This is a genomic window from Devosia sp. LC5 (assembly GCF_000735585.1).
Taxonomy (GTDB): Bacteria; Pseudomonadota; Alphaproteobacteria; order Rhizobiales; family Devosiaceae; genus Devosia.
In genome coordinates, this window is the sequence record NZ_JNNO01000043.1 from 123,077 (window position 1) to 139,709 (window position 16,633).

General features: G+C 60.7%; 16 protein-coding genes and 1 tRNA gene. 10 read left to right on the forward strand and 7 right to left on the reverse strand.

The features are described 5' to 3' along the window. Nucleotides 1–92: 92 nt before the first annotated feature. The 5 genes from FF80_RS16820 to FF80_RS16840 all read right to left on the reverse strand — a co-directional run bounded on the left by FF80_RS16820 (nt 93) and on the right by FF80_RS16840 (nt 6,528). Nucleotides 93–2,390 (reverse strand): AAA family ATPase, encoded by a 2,298-nt coding sequence (locus tag FF80_RS16820; RefSeq protein ID WP_035102596.1) that lies wholly within the window; start codon nt 2,388–2,390, stop codon nt 93–95. Continuing rightward, complete coding sequence (locus FF80_RS16825) at nt 2,383–3,297, reverse strand: glycosyltransferase family 2 protein (RefSeq protein ID WP_035102597.1); 915 nt, start codon at nt 3,295–3,297, stop codon at nt 2,383–2,385. Before FF80_RS16825 ends, FF80_RS16820 begins: the two co-directional genes overlap by 8 nt. After that, nucleotides 3,294–4,301, reverse strand: a complete 1,008-nt coding sequence (locus FF80_RS16830; RefSeq protein ID WP_035102598.1) for a glycosyltransferase family 2 protein — start codon at nt 4,299–4,301, stop codon at nt 3,294–3,296. The genes FF80_RS16825 and FF80_RS16830 overlap by 4 nt, the downstream gene beginning before the upstream one ends. Further along, entirely contained in the window at nt 4,298–5,452 is a 1,155-nt protein-coding gene (locus FF80_RS16835) for a hypothetical protein (protein ID WP_035102599.1), read from the reverse strand. The genes FF80_RS16830 and FF80_RS16835 overlap by 4 nt, the downstream gene beginning before the upstream one ends. Before the next feature lie 482 nt (nt 5,453–5,934). After that, nucleotides 5,935–6,528 carry a HupE/UreJ family protein gene (locus FF80_RS16840; RefSeq protein ID WP_035102600.1) on the reverse strand — a complete coding sequence of 198 codons (594 nt, stop codon included), beginning with the start codon at nt 6,526–6,528 and terminating at the stop codon, nt 5,935–5,937. Between the two features lie 141 nt (nt 6,529–6,669). Here FF80_RS16840 and FF80_RS16845 point away from each other — a divergent pair, with 141 nt between their 5' ends. The 3 genes from FF80_RS16845 to FF80_RS16855 all read left to right on the forward strand — a co-directional run bounded on the left by FF80_RS16845 (nt 6,670) and on the right by FF80_RS16855 (nt 7,586). After that, on the forward strand, nt 6,670–7,062 hold the full coding sequence (locus tag FF80_RS16845) for an MAPEG family protein (RefSeq protein WP_052153694.1): 393 nt from the start codon (nt 6,670–6,672) through the stop codon (nt 7,060–7,062). Nucleotides 7,063–7,121: 59 nt separating this feature from the next. Continuing rightward, a tRNA-Trp gene (locus FF80_RS16850) sits at nt 7,122–7,197 on the forward strand. A 179-nt stretch (nt 7,198–7,376) separates the two neighbouring features. After that, nucleotides 7,377–7,586: a cold-shock protein gene (locus tag FF80_RS16855; RefSeq protein ID WP_035102601.1), complete on the forward strand. Its 210-nt coding sequence runs from the start codon at nt 7,377–7,379 to the stop codon at nt 7,584–7,586. 275 nt (nt 7,587–7,861) lie between these two features. Here the strand turns inward: FF80_RS16855 and FF80_RS16860 are convergent, their stop codons facing one another. Further along, entirely contained in the window at nt 7,862–8,155 is a 294-nt protein-coding gene (locus FF80_RS16860; RefSeq protein WP_035102602.1) for a hypothetical protein, read from the reverse strand. A gap of 67 nt (nt 8,156–8,222) precedes the next feature. After that, nucleotides 8,223–8,504, reverse strand: coding sequence for a hypothetical protein (locus FF80_RS21980; protein ID WP_160172854.1), 282 nt, complete (start codon nt 8,502–8,504; stop codon nt 8,223–8,225). 256 nt (nt 8,505–8,760) lie between these two features. Here FF80_RS21980 and secE point away from each other — a divergent pair, with 256 nt between their 5' ends. From secE to rpoB, 7 genes are all read left to right on the forward strand, one after another. Further along, nucleotides 8,761–8,955, forward strand: a complete 195-nt coding sequence (gene secE / locus FF80_RS16870; protein WP_035102604.1) for a preprotein translocase subunit SecE — start codon at nt 8,761–8,763, stop codon at nt 8,953–8,955. A 39-nt stretch (nt 8,956–8,994) separates the two neighbouring features. Beyond that, nucleotides 8,995–9,525, forward strand: coding sequence for a transcription termination/antitermination protein NusG (nusG, locus tag FF80_RS16875; protein WP_035102605.1), 531 nt, complete (start codon nt 8,995–8,997; stop codon nt 9,523–9,525). Nucleotides 9,526–9,637: 112 nt separating this feature from the next. Next, entirely contained in the window at nt 9,638–10,066 is a 429-nt protein-coding gene (gene rplK, locus FF80_RS16880; protein ID WP_035102606.1) for a 50S ribosomal protein L11, read from the forward strand. Nucleotides 10,067–10,069: 3 nt separating this feature from the next. Beyond that, nucleotides 10,070–10,762, forward strand: coding sequence for a 50S ribosomal protein L1 (gene rplA / locus FF80_RS16885; protein WP_035102607.1), 693 nt, complete (start codon nt 10,070–10,072; stop codon nt 10,760–10,762). Nucleotides 10,763–11,070: 308 nt separating this feature from the next. Continuing rightward, the gene (gene rplJ, locus FF80_RS16890; protein ID WP_035102608.1) at nt 11,071–11,592 is read left to right on the forward strand and encodes a 50S ribosomal protein L10; all 522 of its coding nucleotides are present in this window, start codon (nt 11,071–11,073) and stop codon (nt 11,590–11,592) included. A gap of 60 nt (nt 11,593–11,652) precedes the next feature. Next, the gene (gene rplL / locus FF80_RS16895) at nt 11,653–12,030 is read left to right on the forward strand and encodes a 50S ribosomal protein L7/L12 (protein WP_035102609.1); all 378 of its coding nucleotides are present in this window, start codon (nt 11,653–11,655) and stop codon (nt 12,028–12,030) included. A gap of 407 nt (nt 12,031–12,437) precedes the next feature. Further along, nucleotides 12,438–16,580: a DNA-directed RNA polymerase subunit beta gene (gene rpoB, locus FF80_RS16900; protein WP_035102610.1), complete on the forward strand. Its 4,143-nt coding sequence runs from the start codon at nt 12,438–12,440 to the stop codon at nt 16,578–16,580. Nucleotides 16,581–16,633: the final 53 nt, after the last annotated feature.

A 16,633-nucleotide genomic window follows, 5' to 3' on the forward strand; every position in this document is an offset into this window, starting at 1 on the left:
GCCGATTGCTGAAACGCAGCTATTGCGCGACGCCCGCGCCAGCACCTCCCCCGTGACGGGGGAGGTCCACAGATGGGAAAACCCCTGATACCTCAGACCTTCTCGGTCGCATCCACCTGATAATAGCGGCTGTAGGAGCCCATATACCGCTCGGCGCCGCCCGGATCGCTATATTGGGCGAGCTTGCGGAAATCGACCTTGTTGAGCACGACACCGACAATGTCTTCCGCCAATTCGGGCTCGTGCTCGATCAGCGAGCGGACCAGCCGGCGCGGGGTGCGGCCCCATTCGGTAACAAGGATAAAACCATCGGTCCACGGCAGCACGGCGCGGGCATCCATCACCGGGCCGAGTGGGGGCAGGTCGATGATGACATAGTCATAGCTTTGGCGCGCCTCTTCGAGCAGGCCATGCATGCCATCCGAGGAGAGGAAATCACTGCTCTGGCCGGAGGTGGACAGCGCGGGCAGGATATGCAGACCACTGCGCGGATCGGCCAGCACGACATCGCGCCAGGAGACGGTCCCGCCAATATCCATCAGCCCGCTGGTGGCGCCGGGTGCCACCAGGCGCGACGAGGCGGCCTGGCGCAAATCGGCGTCGATCAGCAATACACGTTCGCCGTCGGTGGCCAGCATTTCGGCCAGGGCAACCGAATAGGTGGTCTTGCCTTCGCCCGGCAGCACCGAAACAACGCCGATAACCGCGCTACGGTCTGGTTTGCCGCGTGCCCGCATTACCAATTTTGCAGATTTCAGCGTTTCGACAAATGCCGTAGTGGGCCGGTTGGCGCGGCGTTCTTCGACCTGCTTCTTGATCATGCCGTGCAGGGCGAGGGCGGCCTTGGTCTGGTCCCCGTGACTGGCGCCGCGCGCATCGGGGCCCAGCCGTGGCAGATAGCCAAGGAAACGCAGCCCTAACTCGTTCCCGACCTGATCGCCGATGCGGAAGGTGCGCTCGCGCAATTCGTTGAACGTGCCGAACATCAGCCCCAGGAACAGTCCGAAAATAGTGCCGCCGGCAGCCACGAACAGGGTGCGTGGACCCGAGGCGTTCTCGGGTGCCTGCGCCGTGGTGATGATGCGGGCCGAGGGGATGGGGAAGGACTGGCGCTGCACCGCTTCTTCGTAGCGCGACAGGAAGGAATTGTAGATCACGCCAAGCGTGGTCGAGCGCTGCTGCAATTCGGTGAGCTCGACCTGCGCCTGGTTGGTCTGGGAGGCGAGCTGGCCTTCGGTCTCGATGGCCTCTCGCAGGCTCGATTCCTGCCGCTGGGCGATGGTCAACTGGCTCTGATACTGCTCGTTCAGTCCCTGCAACTGAGCAAAAATCTGTGCTTGCAGCGCCTGGTTTTCCGCTTTGAGCGCGCTCACCTGCGGGTGATCCTCGCCATAGGTGGCCGACACTTCGTTGATACGGCTCTGGATCGAGGCATAGCGGATGCGCAGATCGGAAATGGTTTTGTCATCGACGCCCGATCCGCTGAGCAGCGCAATGCTGGCGCCGGCCGCGGATGGTCCGGCATCGATCGTGGCCTGCAATTGCACGGCGAGCGCGTTGACGCGGGCACTTTCGGCCTGCGCTGTCACCAATTGGGCGGTCAGGGCCTCCAGCCGCTGGTTGCTGAGGTTTTCGTTCTCGCTGGTCGACAGGCCGCTCTGCCGACGATATTCCTCAACGGCAAGCGTGGCCTGGCGCTGGTTGTCGCCCAGTTCGGTCAGCCGCTGCTGCAGCCAATCGGCGGCTTGTCTGGTGGCGTCGATGTCGGCATTGAGCTGGTCCTGCACGAAGACATTGGCATAGGCGGCGGCGATGCGTTGGGCCAGTTCTGGACTCGATGCCTCATAGCCGACGCGGATTACCGCGCTGCGGCCGACACGCTCAACGAACATATTGGCGCGCAAGGCGCCGGCGGCCTGCTCCACTGAGGCTTGCATATCGTCAGGATCGGCTTCGGGTGCTCCCAGGATTGGGCTCAACAACCCCAATATCATGCCCCGGATCCGCCGGGTGAAAGAGGGGGGTGGGTTGAGAAATTCCCGGTCCGTCATGAGGTTTTCGGCTTCGGCCACCGCGGCGGCGATACGGCTTGAACGCATCACCTCGATCTGGTTGAGCACCTCCGATTCAAGGTCCACGGCGCTGGTGGATGGCGCAATGTCGCTGACCGATTCCTTCAAATTCTTGTCGAGCAGGATCTGGCTGCTCGCCACATAGGTCTTGGGCGCCAGCATCAGGTAGATCACGGCCAGCATTAAACCCAGGCCAAGGCACAGCAACAGCACGCGAAACTGCCGGCGCAGAATCGAGAACAGGCGATCGACATCGAGCAGCCCACGATCGGAGCTGTGAGGGTCGGACATGGCCGGCAACTGGCTCCGTTCAAGCATGTGACTGGCTTCCTTCCGTTGGCTGGCCGTAGAGAATGGCCTGTTTGGCGCCAAAAATGCCGCCGATGACGCCGACATGCAGGGCGCCGCGCAGCAGGTTCTTCCGCCAGCGCGATGGCGAGAATAGGGTCAAAATGGTCATGACCCCGCAAAACGCCGCCTTGCCGCTGGCAATAACGGCAGCCTTGAGGTTGGTGAGCATGCCCTGGCTGAGATGGGAGCCATGGGTTTGCCCGGCCCGGAACCGGCGCTGCACCAGCCAGCCCATGGCGGCGCGGTTGGGCGGCACGATCTCGGTCACCAGCGCGTCGGGGGCGAAGGCTATGCGCCCTCCCATGCCCGACAATGCATAGAAAAACTGGGTATCCTCGCCGCCCGAACGCCCAAGCGCCAGGTCGAAGCGCAGCGATTTATAAGGCGCAACCCAGCGGATCAGCGCGTTGCAGGTATAGCCAGTGCGGATCTGTCCATCGACATAGACCGGCATTGTGGAGTGGAAATCCCCTTCCGCCATCCACTGCGGCGCGTCCGCGCCATAAATGGCCTCGACTGGCCCCAATACCACATCGGCCTGTTCCGCCTCGGCGGTCGCCAATAGCGCCGTCAGCCAGTGTTCGGTGACCAGCTCGTCATCATCGACAAAGGCGATGAAGTCGGCTTCCGCCGCATCGAGGCACGCATTGCGGGCAATCGAGATATTGGAAGCGGGGCTATGCACATAATGGATCGGAAACGGGAAATCCGCTGCCAGCGCCGCAACCATCGCACCAGCTGAAGGCGTCGTGTCATTGTCCGAGACGATCACGCGGATGCGGGCGCCATTGGTCGCGATCTTGGCCACCGACGCCAGTGTTTCGGCCAGATAGGGTCGGCGATAGGTGCAGATGCAGATGTCGACGCTGGTCATGCGCGCTTGGCTCCAAAACCTGAAGTGGCGGCCTGAGCCAGATGCAGCCAAAAGCCCGAGGACCAGGCCAGATGCATGATCATGGCGGCAAGGCCCACCAGCGGCGCGCCGCTCATGGGCAGGCCATATTCGGTGAAATGCCTGCGCGTCGCGACAAAGCCCATGGCCAGACACAGCGCACACCAGGCCAATAGCGGGATCAGCGCCACCCAGTGCACGAAGCTCAGGGCCGCCAGCACGACTGCCGGCAGGATGGCCAGCGGCAGCATTTGGCGGATACGCGGAATGACGCGATGCTTGAGCACATTGCGCGCCCGCCCGCGGCCATAGCCGAAATATTGCTTGAACAGGCCCGAAGGCGTCGAGCGCGGATAATAGGTCATTCCGGTCGCGTCGGTCAGCCAGATGCGATAGCCAGCCAGCCGCAGGCGATGGTCGAGCTCGGCATCCTCATTGTGCCGGAAGGTCTCGTCATAGCCACCCACCGCCCGATAGGCCGGAATGCTCATCAGGGCATGGTGGCCATGGTCGACAAAGGCGCCGCCCTTGCCGGTGCGGTGGGCCGAGCCGCCCGTGCCGACCAGCGAATTCTGCGCCGTTGCCACGGCACGCTGAAAGGTGTTCTGGCCCACCGTGGTCATGGGCACCACGACGCAATCGGCGCCGATTGTCTGTGCCTCCTGCACCAAGGCGCGGCAATAATCAGCCGGATAATCGCCATGCGCGTCGATGCGGATCACGTAGTCGAGGCCATCGCCGAACTGGGCAACCGCCTGGTTCATCGCCGCGCTCTGGATGCGTTTGGGGTTATGCGCCAGTTGCACCGGCTCGCCCCGGGCAATAAAGCTCTCGACAATGGCCTGCGTACCGTCGGCGCTGCCGCCATCGATCACCACCACGGGCCAATCCATGGCTTTGGCTTCCGCCAGCAGCTGTTCGAGCAGGTGGGCGATATGCTTGGCCTCATTGAGCGTGGGCACGGCGATCAGGCATTTGCCAGTCATGCGGCTTCCTGTTCTGGCTGCGAACCGCCGCCAAGCTGTTGCAGCCGCTCAACCAATTGGCGGCAGTCGGCGTCGTGAAAGGAGAAATTGGCCGGGTCCTGCGCCAGCACGGCCGAAGCCAGCGCCTGCAACCGGGTTGCGTCGAGTTCGCCCAAGGCGCTGGCCAGCGTGCCCGCTTCGATATCGGGCACGGTAATGCCGATGCCCAGCCGCTGGGTGAAAGCCGAGGTTTCGGTGCCGGCGAGCGTCACCGGGATGGCGCCGTGGAAACTGCCCTCGTAAATGCGGTTGGGCAGCAGCCATTGTGAGTTCTTGCCCGCCTCAAAAAAATCGATGGCCCAGGCCAGGTGGACATCCGAATAGATCGAAGCCAGGTCGTCGGGATTGCGATATTCGCCGTCGAACCGCAGATAGGGTTCGGCTTCCACAAAGCCGTGAAAATCCTCGAATTCACTAAGCGCCGGCCGGCCGCGCAGGATCACCTGCACCCGCCCGCTCATCGCCCGGGAAAAGGTTGCCAGCGCGTCCAGCGACCGGCGGCAGCGCAGTGCGCCGAACCAGCCGATCTTGATCACACCGGTATCGGGCAATCCCAGCGCGGGATTGCTGCCGCGTTCGGCGCTGTGCGGCACCTTGTTTTCCACCAGCAGCGCGGGCAGGGGACCCAAGCCACCGAGATGGTTGGAAATGAAGGCGGGCGAGCTGGTCATCAGCAGGGATGCCGGCTGCGCCCAGCGCCGTTCTGCGCCGCGCATAGCCTGGCCGATCAGATCGGTGCGCAGCAGCAGGCGGTGGATATCGAGGCATTCGTAGACGATGGGGATAGTGCCGCCCCAATGTGCCTGCAGGCGCCCGGCCAGCGGCAACATTTCCAGATTGCGCGCGATAATGACATCAGGCGGTGGCAAATGCCCCAGTCGCCGCACCACCGACATGGCCGCTGATACCACCGCCATGATGCGCTGGGCGAACCGCGCATCGAAGGTTTCACCCAACTCGATTGCATGGGTGACCGGCAGATCAGGCATGGCGACGCCGGAACGACGGAAGCCGGCAGCGGCGATTTCCGCTCCGCCCGTCCTCAGCATGCCAATACGGCGGCCGACCGCTGGGTCGGCCAGGTTGGGAACCAGGTAAAGTACCCTTAGCAACGTTGCGTCTCCTGCCTGCCGGTCCGCCACGATCCAGGAATGGATCGCGATTCCGACTCTCTCTAGCGTTGGGTTTTCGCATTTGAGGCGGCTTAGGCCTCGTAGCGCTCCATGCACCAGGTCAGTTTTATCAACTTGCGCTCATTCAAGGCTGCTGCCCGCGACGGATCGCGAGCGGTCATCACTTCTGTGACTCGGTTTACGGCGAAGGGCACCGAGCGCCCTCCGGGCCACCCGAGGGCGGCTGTCGAAGCAGTGGCACTAGTTAACGCGGGCGTGATGGAAGGGGTCAATACGAGTGGCCGGGGAACAGGTCTGCGACCAGCGCATGCGTCCGGCTGTTTTTGCGGCTGTCAATAAAATGAAATATTACAAGGATTTGTCGAGCGAAGCTGAGGCTTAGATTCCGAACGGGGCTTGTAGAAAACAAATCGGCCCGCGCCTTGACGGTGCGGGCCGTGCCACGAAAAAGCCTGGATGGATCAGAGCCAGCCGGCCAGGATTCCGATACCGCCGGCAGCGAATGCGCCACCCGCAACCTGCGCCGCGAGCCTGCCATGGCGGCCGATCAGGCGGGCAATGCCGAAAGCCACGGCGATTCCAACCAGATGGAGCAGGGCGGTCGACACGGCAAAGCCGGCCGCATAGGAAATGCCGCTCAGATCCGACGGCATTTCGGCGCCGTGGGCATGGCCATGGAACACGGCGAACACGCCGACCAGCGCCATGGCGGCTGCCACCGGCGTTGGGCGGCCCCAGGCGGCTGCTGCGCCGATCACCACGCTCGATAGCGCGATGCCCAGTTCAACAAAGGGCATATCGATCTGTGCGGCGCCCAGGACGAAGCCGACAATCATCATCCCCACAAAGGCGAACGGCACCAGCCACAGCGCGCGGCCGCCCAGCACATAGGCAAACACGCCGACCGCCACCATTGCCAGGATATGGTCGAGCCCGCCGACCGGGTGCTCGAAGCCATGGAAGAAGCCAGCAGTGTGACCCACTCCGGTATGGGCAAAGGCGAGGCTGGGGTTAAGGACCAAAATGGCCAGGGCAATGATAAGACGCATCGTCATCCTTCCGGGGACGTCGCCCCTTGAGTGATCGTTTCCGCCTGAGGCGCTTCCTATAACTCGCGGAAGGTATTTATTGCTGTGCGCTCGCGTTTGTAAACGGATTCGCGCTAACACCGGGCCACCACCGAAGAGGCGAAAACAATGCTGCTGATGATTTTCCTGGTGCTGGCACTGTTGCTCGTGGCCGTGCAATTGCCCGGCAGCTACCTTACCAAACAGGTGGGCGTGGCAGCGCAGACCGGGCCGCGCGACGATCTGCCCGAGCCGACGCAGGAACTGGCCCGTTCGCGCCGGGCCCTGGCAAACCTGCAGGAAACGCTGCCGATTTTCCTGACACTGGCCGTGCTGTCCATTGTCTACAATGAGCAAAGCTGGGTCTCGCTGGCCGGTGCCGGCCTTTATTTCCTGGCGCGCGCAGCCCATCTTTATTGCTACATGAAAGGCCTGTCGCCCTGGCGTTCCGTGTGCTTTCTGGCGGGTCTGCTCGGCTGCTTCATCATGGCCGCACCACTGGTTCCACACATCTGGTCATGAACCTCCTTGAGGCACTTGCGCGAAGCGATCTTTGCTATTAGACACTGCCGCACGCCTACAGGGGTTTAGCTCAGTTGGTAGAGCATCGGTCTCCAAAACCGAGGGTCGTGGGTTCGAGTCCCCCAGCCCCTGCCAGGCGTAATCATTGATTTAGAAGTATTTTTCGCCCGGTGCCCTGCCAGCGGGCGTTCGCTCGTGGCCTTGTTTGACTCTGGGTCAATAATTTGCGATTTATGGTTCCCCTAAGCATGTTGCTTGGGGAAACTCCGCCCGGACGCATTAGCGGATGGGCCTTAAATGGCAGAACGACACACATGGCCACTACTGGCACCGTAAAATTCTTCAACACCACCAAGGGCTTCGGCTTCATTTCGCCCGAAAATGGCGAAAAGGACGCTTTTGTCCACATCTCCGCTGTGCAGAAGTCGGGCCTGCAGGGCCTGTATGAGGGCGACAAGGTGACGTATGAGCTCGAAACCGGCCGCGATGGCAAGGTTTCGGCCACGAACCTGACGCTGCTCTAAGCGAATTCAAGGATCGCGCCCGCCACTGGCGGTCGCAACCGATCAAGAGCCACCGGCGCGTTCATCGCCCGGTGGTTTTTTTGTTTTGGCGGGATTGAAGGCCGCCAAGTGGATTCGGCAGCCGCCTTAGTAGACCTCATCCTGAGCCTGTCGAAGGACGAGGTCGTGGCATCCAAGCCTCCACTCACGCGACCTCGTGGTTCGACAAGCTCACCATGAGGTCTAGTGTGCTCCAACTTCCCCGGTGACACAGTGGTCTTGCGCCGAGTGCAGGCCTAGTTCGGAAACGTCGGCTTCGGCTGAAACACTGGCGGCGTGAATTTCGGCAGGCTGTCCAGTCGCTGCTGCAATTGCATGTTGCGCAGTGTGTTCTGCATGCTTTTAAGCTGGATGTCGTAATTCTGCTGCTGGCCAGTCTGGCGCGCCTCGTCCTGCAGGCAGAGAATGCGCTGCTGGTTGGCGGCGATCGCTTCGGGTGTCGAGCCAGGTACGCGGCTGGGACAGGCGGCCTGGGCCAGTCCGGTCGAGATGATAATAATGCCGGTCGCCAGGGCGGTGGATTTGAACATGCCGTCCTCCTGTCTTTATACATGGAGGCGCCGGCACCTGTTCACAAGTCACGCTTAAGACAAATGCCTATTCGGCGGCCATTGGCAGCTTGTCGGTATGGCGTGCCTTGAGACGATTGAGCTGGTGGGCGGCATGAGCGAGCAGGGCGGTCCGCACCTCGGCCGACGAGACCGCCCCCACATCGGCCCTCACCTTGAGGTCCAGGTGATAGGTCGTATCATTGCCCATAAAGCGCTCATGAATGGTAACGCGCACGACACCGGTTACCCGGCCGGCAATCGTTTTGTGCGGGCCGTAATAACGGACCTCGCAGGCTTTCACTTCGAATAACGCATTACTATGTGCCATGGTGCCAGCCTCCCGCTGCCACTTTTTGGTCGCAATTGGATCAAATGCCATTGCAAGGGGGCATGCAAGAACAAACCACAGGGTTTTGCGCTTGTCGTTAATGACGGTGACCTCCGCGTCGCAAAGTCCCGGGTCCAGAATCTTGCCCCGGCCTGTTGCAATCGCTGCCCAGATTGAATAAATACCCGCATTCCAGCCGTGCGGGATTCCTGCGCGGCCTTTGGTTTTGCACCAAAACACCAGAGTAGATTCGCCTATGGCCCGACCGAACCCAATTCAGTTTCTGCAGCAAGTGCGGCAGGAAACATCCAAGGTCACCTGGCCTGGCCGCAACGAAGTCCTGATCAGTACGATCATGGTTCTCGTGCTGGTTACGGCGGCGAGCCTGTTCTTCCTGCTGGCCGACCAGGTTATTTCCTGGGCTGTCAGCCTGATGCTTTCGATCCGCTGAGCGGGTCACGAACACAAGACTTAGGAGCGGCGACGCGGCATGGCCAAGCGCTGGTACATCGTTCAGGCTTACTCGAATTTCGAGCGCAAGGTGGCGGAAGATATTCGCCAGAAGGTTGCGCAGAAAAAGCTCGAGCATTTGTTTGAAGACGTGATCGTGCCGACCGAGAAGGTCGTCGAGATCCGTCGCGGCCGCAAGGTCGATGCCGAACGCAAGTTCTTCCCGGGCTATGTCCTGGTCAAGATGGATATGACCGACGAGGCGTTCCACCTGATCAAGAATACGCCCAAGGTTACCGGTTTCCTCGGTTCGGACAACAAGCCGATGCCGATCTCGGAGAAGGAAGCCATGTCCATCCTGCAGCAGGTGCAGGAAGGCGTGGAGCATCCCAAGCCCTCCGTCAGCTTCGAAGTGGGCGAGAATGTCCGCGTGTCGGACGGTCCCTTCGCCAGCTTCAACGGCGTGGTGGAAGAGGTCGACGAGGAGCGCGCCCGCCTCAAGGTGGAAGTGTCGATTTTCGGGCGTCCCACTCCGGTGGAGCTCGAATACGGTCAGGTCGAAAAGGTCTGATCATCCATTCGGGAAACCGAATGAAACCCGTGGAAGGGGATGGCGGTTGCCAAGCCGCCTACGTACTCCGCACCACGGCTCAACTGCCAATCGTGGCAAGATAGAGGATTAAATGGCAAAGAAAATCGTTGGCTACGTAAAGCTGCAGGTGCCCGCGGGCTCCGCTACGCCTTCCCCGCCGATTGGCCCGGCCCTGGGTCAGCGCGGTCTGAACATCATGGAATTCTGCAAGGCGTTCAATGCCGCCACGCAGGAAATGGAAAAGGGTTCGCCCATTCCAGTCGTGATCACCGCCTATGCCGACAAGAGCTTCACTTTCGAGATGAAGCAGCCGCCGGTGACCTACTTCATCAAGAAGGCCGTGAACCTGAAGTCGGGCTCCAAGCTCCCCGGCAAGGAATCGGCTGGCACCATCACGACGGCTCAGCTGCGTGATATCGCCGAAAAGAAGATGAAGGATCTCAACGCCGACAATATCGATGCTGCTGTGTCGATGATCGCCGGCTCTGCCCGTTCCATGGGCATTCAGGTCGAGGGCTGATAGATGGCACACGTCGGTAAGAAGATCACCAAGGCCCGTGAGGGCATCGACCGCAACAAGCTGTATAAACTTGATGAAGCGGTGAAGATGGTCAAGGCTCGCGCCTCGGCCAAGTTCGACGAAACCATCGAAATCGCCATCAATCTTGGCGTTGATCCGCGTCACGCCGACCAGATGGTTCGTGGCGTTGTGAGCCTGCCCAACGGCACCGGCAAGACCGTGCGCGTGGCTGTGTTCGCCAAGGATGCCAAGGCAGACGAAGCCCGCAAGGCTGGTGCCGATATCGTTGGCGCCGAAGACCTTATGGAACAGATCATGGCCGGCAAGATCGATTTCGATCGCTGCATTGCCACCCCGGACATGATGCCGCTGGTCGGCCGCCTGGGTAAGATCCTGGGCCCGCGCAACCTGATGCCGAATCCCAAGGTCGGTACGGTTACGCCCGACGTCGCTGGTGCCGTCAAGGCTGCCAAGGGCGGCGCTGTCGAGTATCGCGTCGAGAAGGCCGGCATTCTGCATGCTGGTGTTGGCAAGGTGTCGTTCTCGGACGAAGCCCTGCTGCAGAACATCAAGGCGTTCACCGACGCCGTGCAGAAGTCCAAGCCCGCTGGCGCCAAGGGCACCTATGTGAAGCGCGTTGCCGTGTCTTCGACCATGGGTCCTGGCGTTCACGTCGAGCCCGCTTCGGCGCTTTAAAGAATTTCGGGCGGCGCAAGCCGCCCGGATTGCCTCTCGCAAGGAGGCATAAGTCCTGTCCGAGACTGCCGGTGCTGAACACTCTGGTTCAGCTTAATGTCCACCGACGCCAGCATAGATGGGGTGAAGACCACAATTTTCCTGCTCCGAAAGGGCAGGGTGATCGCGGTTCGAACCAGGCCAGTTGCCCTTTGGGCAGCACGGTTGACAGGCATGTAACCGTTGCTCCTCTCCTCCCCGGAGGCAAGAGGGCAGCAATTGGCAATGGCCCGGCAGCACTTTTGCCGGGCTTTATGTGGAGACTAGCAGTGGAAAGAGCGGAAAAGCGTGAGCTTGTCGCGTCGCTTCAGTCAGCCCTCTCGGGCGCTGGGTCGATCGTACTCGCGCAAAATGCCGGTCTGACCGTGGCCAATCTGGAGACGCTTCGCCGTGAGGTGAAGGGTGCCGGTGGCTACGTGAAGGTCGCAAAGAACCGTCTTGCCAAGCTTGCTCTTAAAGACACCGACCACGCGGACATCTCGGGCCTGTTTACCGGCCCGATCGTCATCGCCTACGCGGAAGACCCCATGACTGCGCCCAAGCTGGCGCAGAAATTCGCTGAAAAGAACGCAAAATACGTCGTTCTTGGTGGCGTCATGGGCAAGACCGCGCTTGACGCGAATAACGTCAAGGCGCTGGCGACCATGCCTTCGCTCAATGAACTGCGCGCAACGCTCGCCGGGATGCTCAAGCAGCCCGCAACGCGTATCGCGTCGGTCATCGTGGCGCCGGCTGGTGGTATCGCGCGCGTGTTGGCCGCTCATGCGGAAAAGAGCAACGAAGCAGCGTAACCCCCATGGTCCCCTTGGGGACCGGTTTGAACTGAACACCTTAAAAGAGAGATTTATCAAATGGCCGATCTCGCCAAACTCGTAGACGACCTTTCTGCCCTGACCGTTCTGGAGGCTTCGGAACTGTCCAAGCTCCTCGAAGAAAAGTGGGGCGTTTCCGCCGCTGCTCCCGTTGCTGTCGCCGCTGCTGGCGGTGGTGCTCCGGCTGCTGCTGCTGCTGAAGAAAAGACTGAATTTGACGTGATCCTTGCCTCGTTCGGCGAGAACAAGATCAACGTCATCAAGGAAGTCCGCGCCATCACCGGTCTGGGCCTGGGCGAAGCCAAGGCACTGGTCGAAGCTGCTCCCAAGGCCGTCAAGGAAGGCGCGTCGAAGGCTGAAGCTGAAGACATCAAGAAGAAGCTGGAAGACGCCGGCGCCAAGGTCGAACTCAAGTAAGTTCGTCTCTGCCCTTGAAATTTGCGAAATGGCGCGCTATGTGCCATTTCGCATCCTCGTTTTCACGAGACGATTCGCCGGACCGATTGGATGGGTCCCTGGCGCCAATTAGCGGAATATATGACGATTTCGATGTCTGAGGCACGCTGACGTCCACGAAACCTCATGGTTGTTGACCATGGGGTGTTTGGCGTTTCTGGCCCTCCTTCCCTTGGCTGGGGAAGGTCAACAGGCGTCGCTGAGCCCACTAACTGCCTAACAAGGCATATATCCCGAGACCCGACGGCTGATAGTCGGATTTTTGGATATCTGCCTCCGAGACAATCGCACTGCAGCGTTTTGTGGAAGAGCATCCCCCGCTTTTCCGTCTGGCGCGGCACATAAAAAGCGCACAAACAGGAGCTTTCATGGCTACCACGTTCAACGGCCGCCGCAAGGTTCGTAAATCCTTCGGTTCCATTCGCGAAGTCACGGAGATGCCCAACCTGATCGAGGTCCAGAAGGCCTCCTATGATCAGTTCCTCCTCGTGGACGAGCCCAAGGGCGGGCGTCCCGACGAAGGGCTTCAGTCCGTCTTCCGTTCGGTCTTCCCGATCACCGACTTTTCCAATACTGCCTCTCTCGAATTTGTGAAGTACGAATTCGAGCAGCCCAAATACGACATCGACGAGTGCCGTGCGCGCGACATCACGTTCGCTGCCCCGCTCAAGGTGACGTTGCGCCTGATCGTGTTTGAAGTGGACGAAGAAACCGGCGCTCGCTCCGTCAAGGACATCAAGGAGCAGGACGTCTATATGGGCGACATGCCGTTCATGACCATGAACGGTACCTTTATCGTCAACGGCACCGAGCGCGTCATCGTTTCGCAGATGCACCGTTCGCCTGGCGTGTTCTTCGACCACGACAAGGGCAAGACCCATTCGTCCGGCAAGCTGCTGTTTGCTGGCCGCATCATTCCGTACCGTGGGTCGTGGCTCGATATCGAGTTCGACGCCAAGGACGTGGTGTTCGCCCGTATCGATCGCCGCCGCAAGATTCCGGTCACCAGCCTGCTCAAGGCGCTTGGCATGGATACCGAGGAAATCCTCGAGACCTATTACAACAAGCTGACCTACGAAAAGACCGCGACCGGCTGGCAGAAGCCGTACGACGCGGAAAAGATGAAGAATGCCAAGCCGACCATGGACCTGATCGACGCCAAGACCGGCGACGTCGTCCATGAAGGTGGCAAGAAGCTCTCCGCTCGCCAGGCCAAGAAGCTGGCCGAGAATGGTTTGACCCACCTGCTGGCGGTCAATGAAGACCTCTATGGCATGTATGTCGCCGAGGACCTGATCAACATGAAGACCGGCGAGGTCTACATGGAGGCGGGTGACGAGATCGACGAAAAGAACCTGACCAAGCTGCTTGAGCTGGGTTTTGACGAGCTGCCGCTGCTCGACATCGATCACATCACCATCGGCGCTTATATCCGCAACACGCTGGCCGTGGACAAGAACGAGACGCGTGAAGACGCCCTGTTCGACATCTATCGCGTCATGCGTCCCGGCGAGCCGCCGACCGTCGATACGGCCGAAGCCATGTTCCAGTCGCTGTTCTTTGACAGCGAGCGCTATGACCTGTCCGCCGTGGGCCGCGTCAAGATGAACATGCGCCTCGAGCTCGATGCGCCCGACACCATGCGCACCCTGCGCAAGGAAGACATTGTCGAAGTCGTCCGCACCCTGGTCGACCTGCGCGATGGCCGTGGCGAAATCGACGACATCGACAATCTGGGCAACCGCCGCGTTCGCTCCGTCGGCGAACTCATGGAAAACTCCTATCGCCTTGGCCTGCTCCGCATGGAACGCGCCATCAAGGAGCGCATGAGTTCGGTCGAGATCGACACGGTGATGCCGCAGGACCTGATCAACGCCAAGCCGGCTGCGGCCGCTGTGCGTGAATTCTTTGGTTCTTCGCAGCTGTCGCAGTTCATGGATCAGACCAATCCGCTCTCGGAAATCACCCACAAGCGTCGCCTGTCGGCGCTTGGGCCTGGCGGTCTCACCCGTGAGCGCGCCGGCTTTGAAGTCCGTGACGTGCATCCGACCCATTATGGCCGTATCTGCCCGATTGAGACGCCGGAAGGCCCGAATATCGGTCTGATCAACTCGCTGTCGACTTTTGCCCGCGTCAATAAGTACGGTTTCATCGAGACCCCGTACCGCAAGATCGTGGACGGCGTGCTGACCGAGGACGTGGTCTACCTCTCCGCCATGGAAGAGGCCAAGCACTACGTCGCCCAGGCCAACGTGCAGTTCAACAAGGACGGCACGCTCAAGGACGATCTGGTCGTGGCTCGCCACGCCGGTGACAACGGCCTGACACCGAAGGAAAACGTCGATCTTATGGACGTTTCCCCCAAGCAGATGGTGTCCGTTGCCGCCTCGCTGATCCCGTTCCTTGAAAACGACGACGCCAACCGCGCTCTGATGGGCTCCAACATGCAGCGTCAGGCTGTGCCGCTGCTGCGGGCTCATGCTCCCTTCGTGGGCACGGGCATGGAAGCGGTCGTGGCCCGTGACTCCGGCGCTGCTATCGTTGCCAAGCGCAAGGGCATTGTCGATCAGGTGGACGCCACCCGTATCGTTATTCGCGCAACCGAAGAAACCGATGCGTCCAAGTCGGGCGTGGACATCTACAACCTGATGAAGTTCCAGCGGTCGAACCAGTCGACCTGCATCAATCAGCGTCCGCTGGTTGTGGTTGGCGATCACGTCAACCAGGGCGACATCATTGCCGATGGTCCTTCGACCGAGCTGGGCGATCTCGCCTTGGGCCGCAACGTGCTTGTCGCGTTCATGCCCTGGAATGGCTACAACTTCGAAGACTCCATCCTGCTGAGCGAGAAGATCGCTATGCAGGACGTCTTCACCTCGATCCATATCGAGGAATATGAAGTGATGGCCCGCGATACCAAGCTGGGCCCCGAGGAAATCACCCGCGACATTCCGAACGTGTCGGAAGAAGCGCTGAAGAACCTCGACGAAGCCGGTATCGTGCACATTGGTGCCGAGGTCGCTCCCGGTGACATCCTCGTCGGCAAGATCACCCCCAAGGGTGAATCGCCGATGACGCCGGAAGAAAAGCTCCTCCGCGCCATTTTCGGCGAGAAGGCCTCTGACGTTCGTGACACCTCCCTGCGCGTGCCGCCGGGCGATGCTGGTACTGTTGTTGAAGTGCGCGTGTTCAACCGCCACGGCATCGACAAGGACGAGCGCGCTATGGCTATCGAGCGCGAGGAAATCGAGCGTCTGGCCAAGGACCGTGACGACGAACAGTCGATCCTCGACCGTAACGTCTATGCGCGTCTGAAGGAAATGCTGTTCGGCAAGGCCGCTACGGCTGGCCCGAAGGGCTATGTCGTTGGCACCAAGCTCAATGACCAGATGTTCGAGGCGCAGCCCCGTTCGAAGTGGTGGCAGTTCGCGGTTGATGACGACAAGGTCATGACCGAGATGGAAGCTCTTCATGCTCAGTATGAGGAGAGCCGCAAGCTGCTCGAACAGCGCTTCATCGACAAGGTTGACAAGCTGCAGCGCGGTGACGAACTTCCGCCGGGCGTGATGAAGATGGTCAAGGTCTTCATCGCTACCAAGCGCAAGATCCAGCCGGGCGACAAGATGGCCGGCCGCCATGGTAACAAGGGCGTCGTGTCCCGCATCGTTCCCGTGGAAGACATGCCGTATCTGGAAGATGGTACGTCGGTTGATATCGTGCTGAACCCGCTGGGCGTGCCCTCGCGCATGAATGTGGGCCAGATCCTCGAGACGCACCTGGGCTGGGCTTGCGCCGGCATGGGCAAGAAGATCGACGAGATGGTTCGCGCCTATCAGCGCAATGGCGACCTGAAGCCGCTGCGTCTTGAAGTGCAGGACCTGTTTGCCGGTGATGAATCCATCACCGACCTCGACGATGACGGTCTGGTGCGTCTGGGCGAGCACCTCTCCAAGGGCGTGTCGATCGCGACCCCGGTGTTCGACGGCGCCAAGGAAGCCGATATCGTGGTGATGCTGGAAAAGGCAGGCCTCAAGGCGTCCGGCCAGTCCACCGTGTTCGATGGCCGTTCCGGCGAGCAGTTCGATCGGCAGGTGACGGTTGGGTATATCTATATGCTCAAGCTGGACCACCTGGTGGACAACAAGATCCACGCCCGTTCGATCGGTCCGTACTCGCTGGTCACCCAGCAGCCGCTGGGCGGCAAGGCCCAGTTCGGCGGTCAGCGCTTCGGCGAGATGGAAGTGTGGGCTCTCGAAGCCTATGGCGCGGCTTACACGCTCCAGGAAATGCTCACCATCAAGTCGGACGACGTTGCAGGCCGTACCAAGGTCTACGAAGCCATCGTGCGTGGCGACGATACTTTCGAGGCGGGTATCCCCGAGAGCTTCAACGTTCTGGTCAAGGAAATCCGGTCGCTCGGGCTCAATGTCGAGCTTGAGAACCGCGAGATCGAGGACCTCAGCGGCGAAGCTGAAGCGGAGCTCGCACCTCCTCAGGAAGCGGCGGAATAATCCGGCACTTCCTACCCCCATTCACTTCCTGAGGGAGCAGGGCGGCAGCCCGC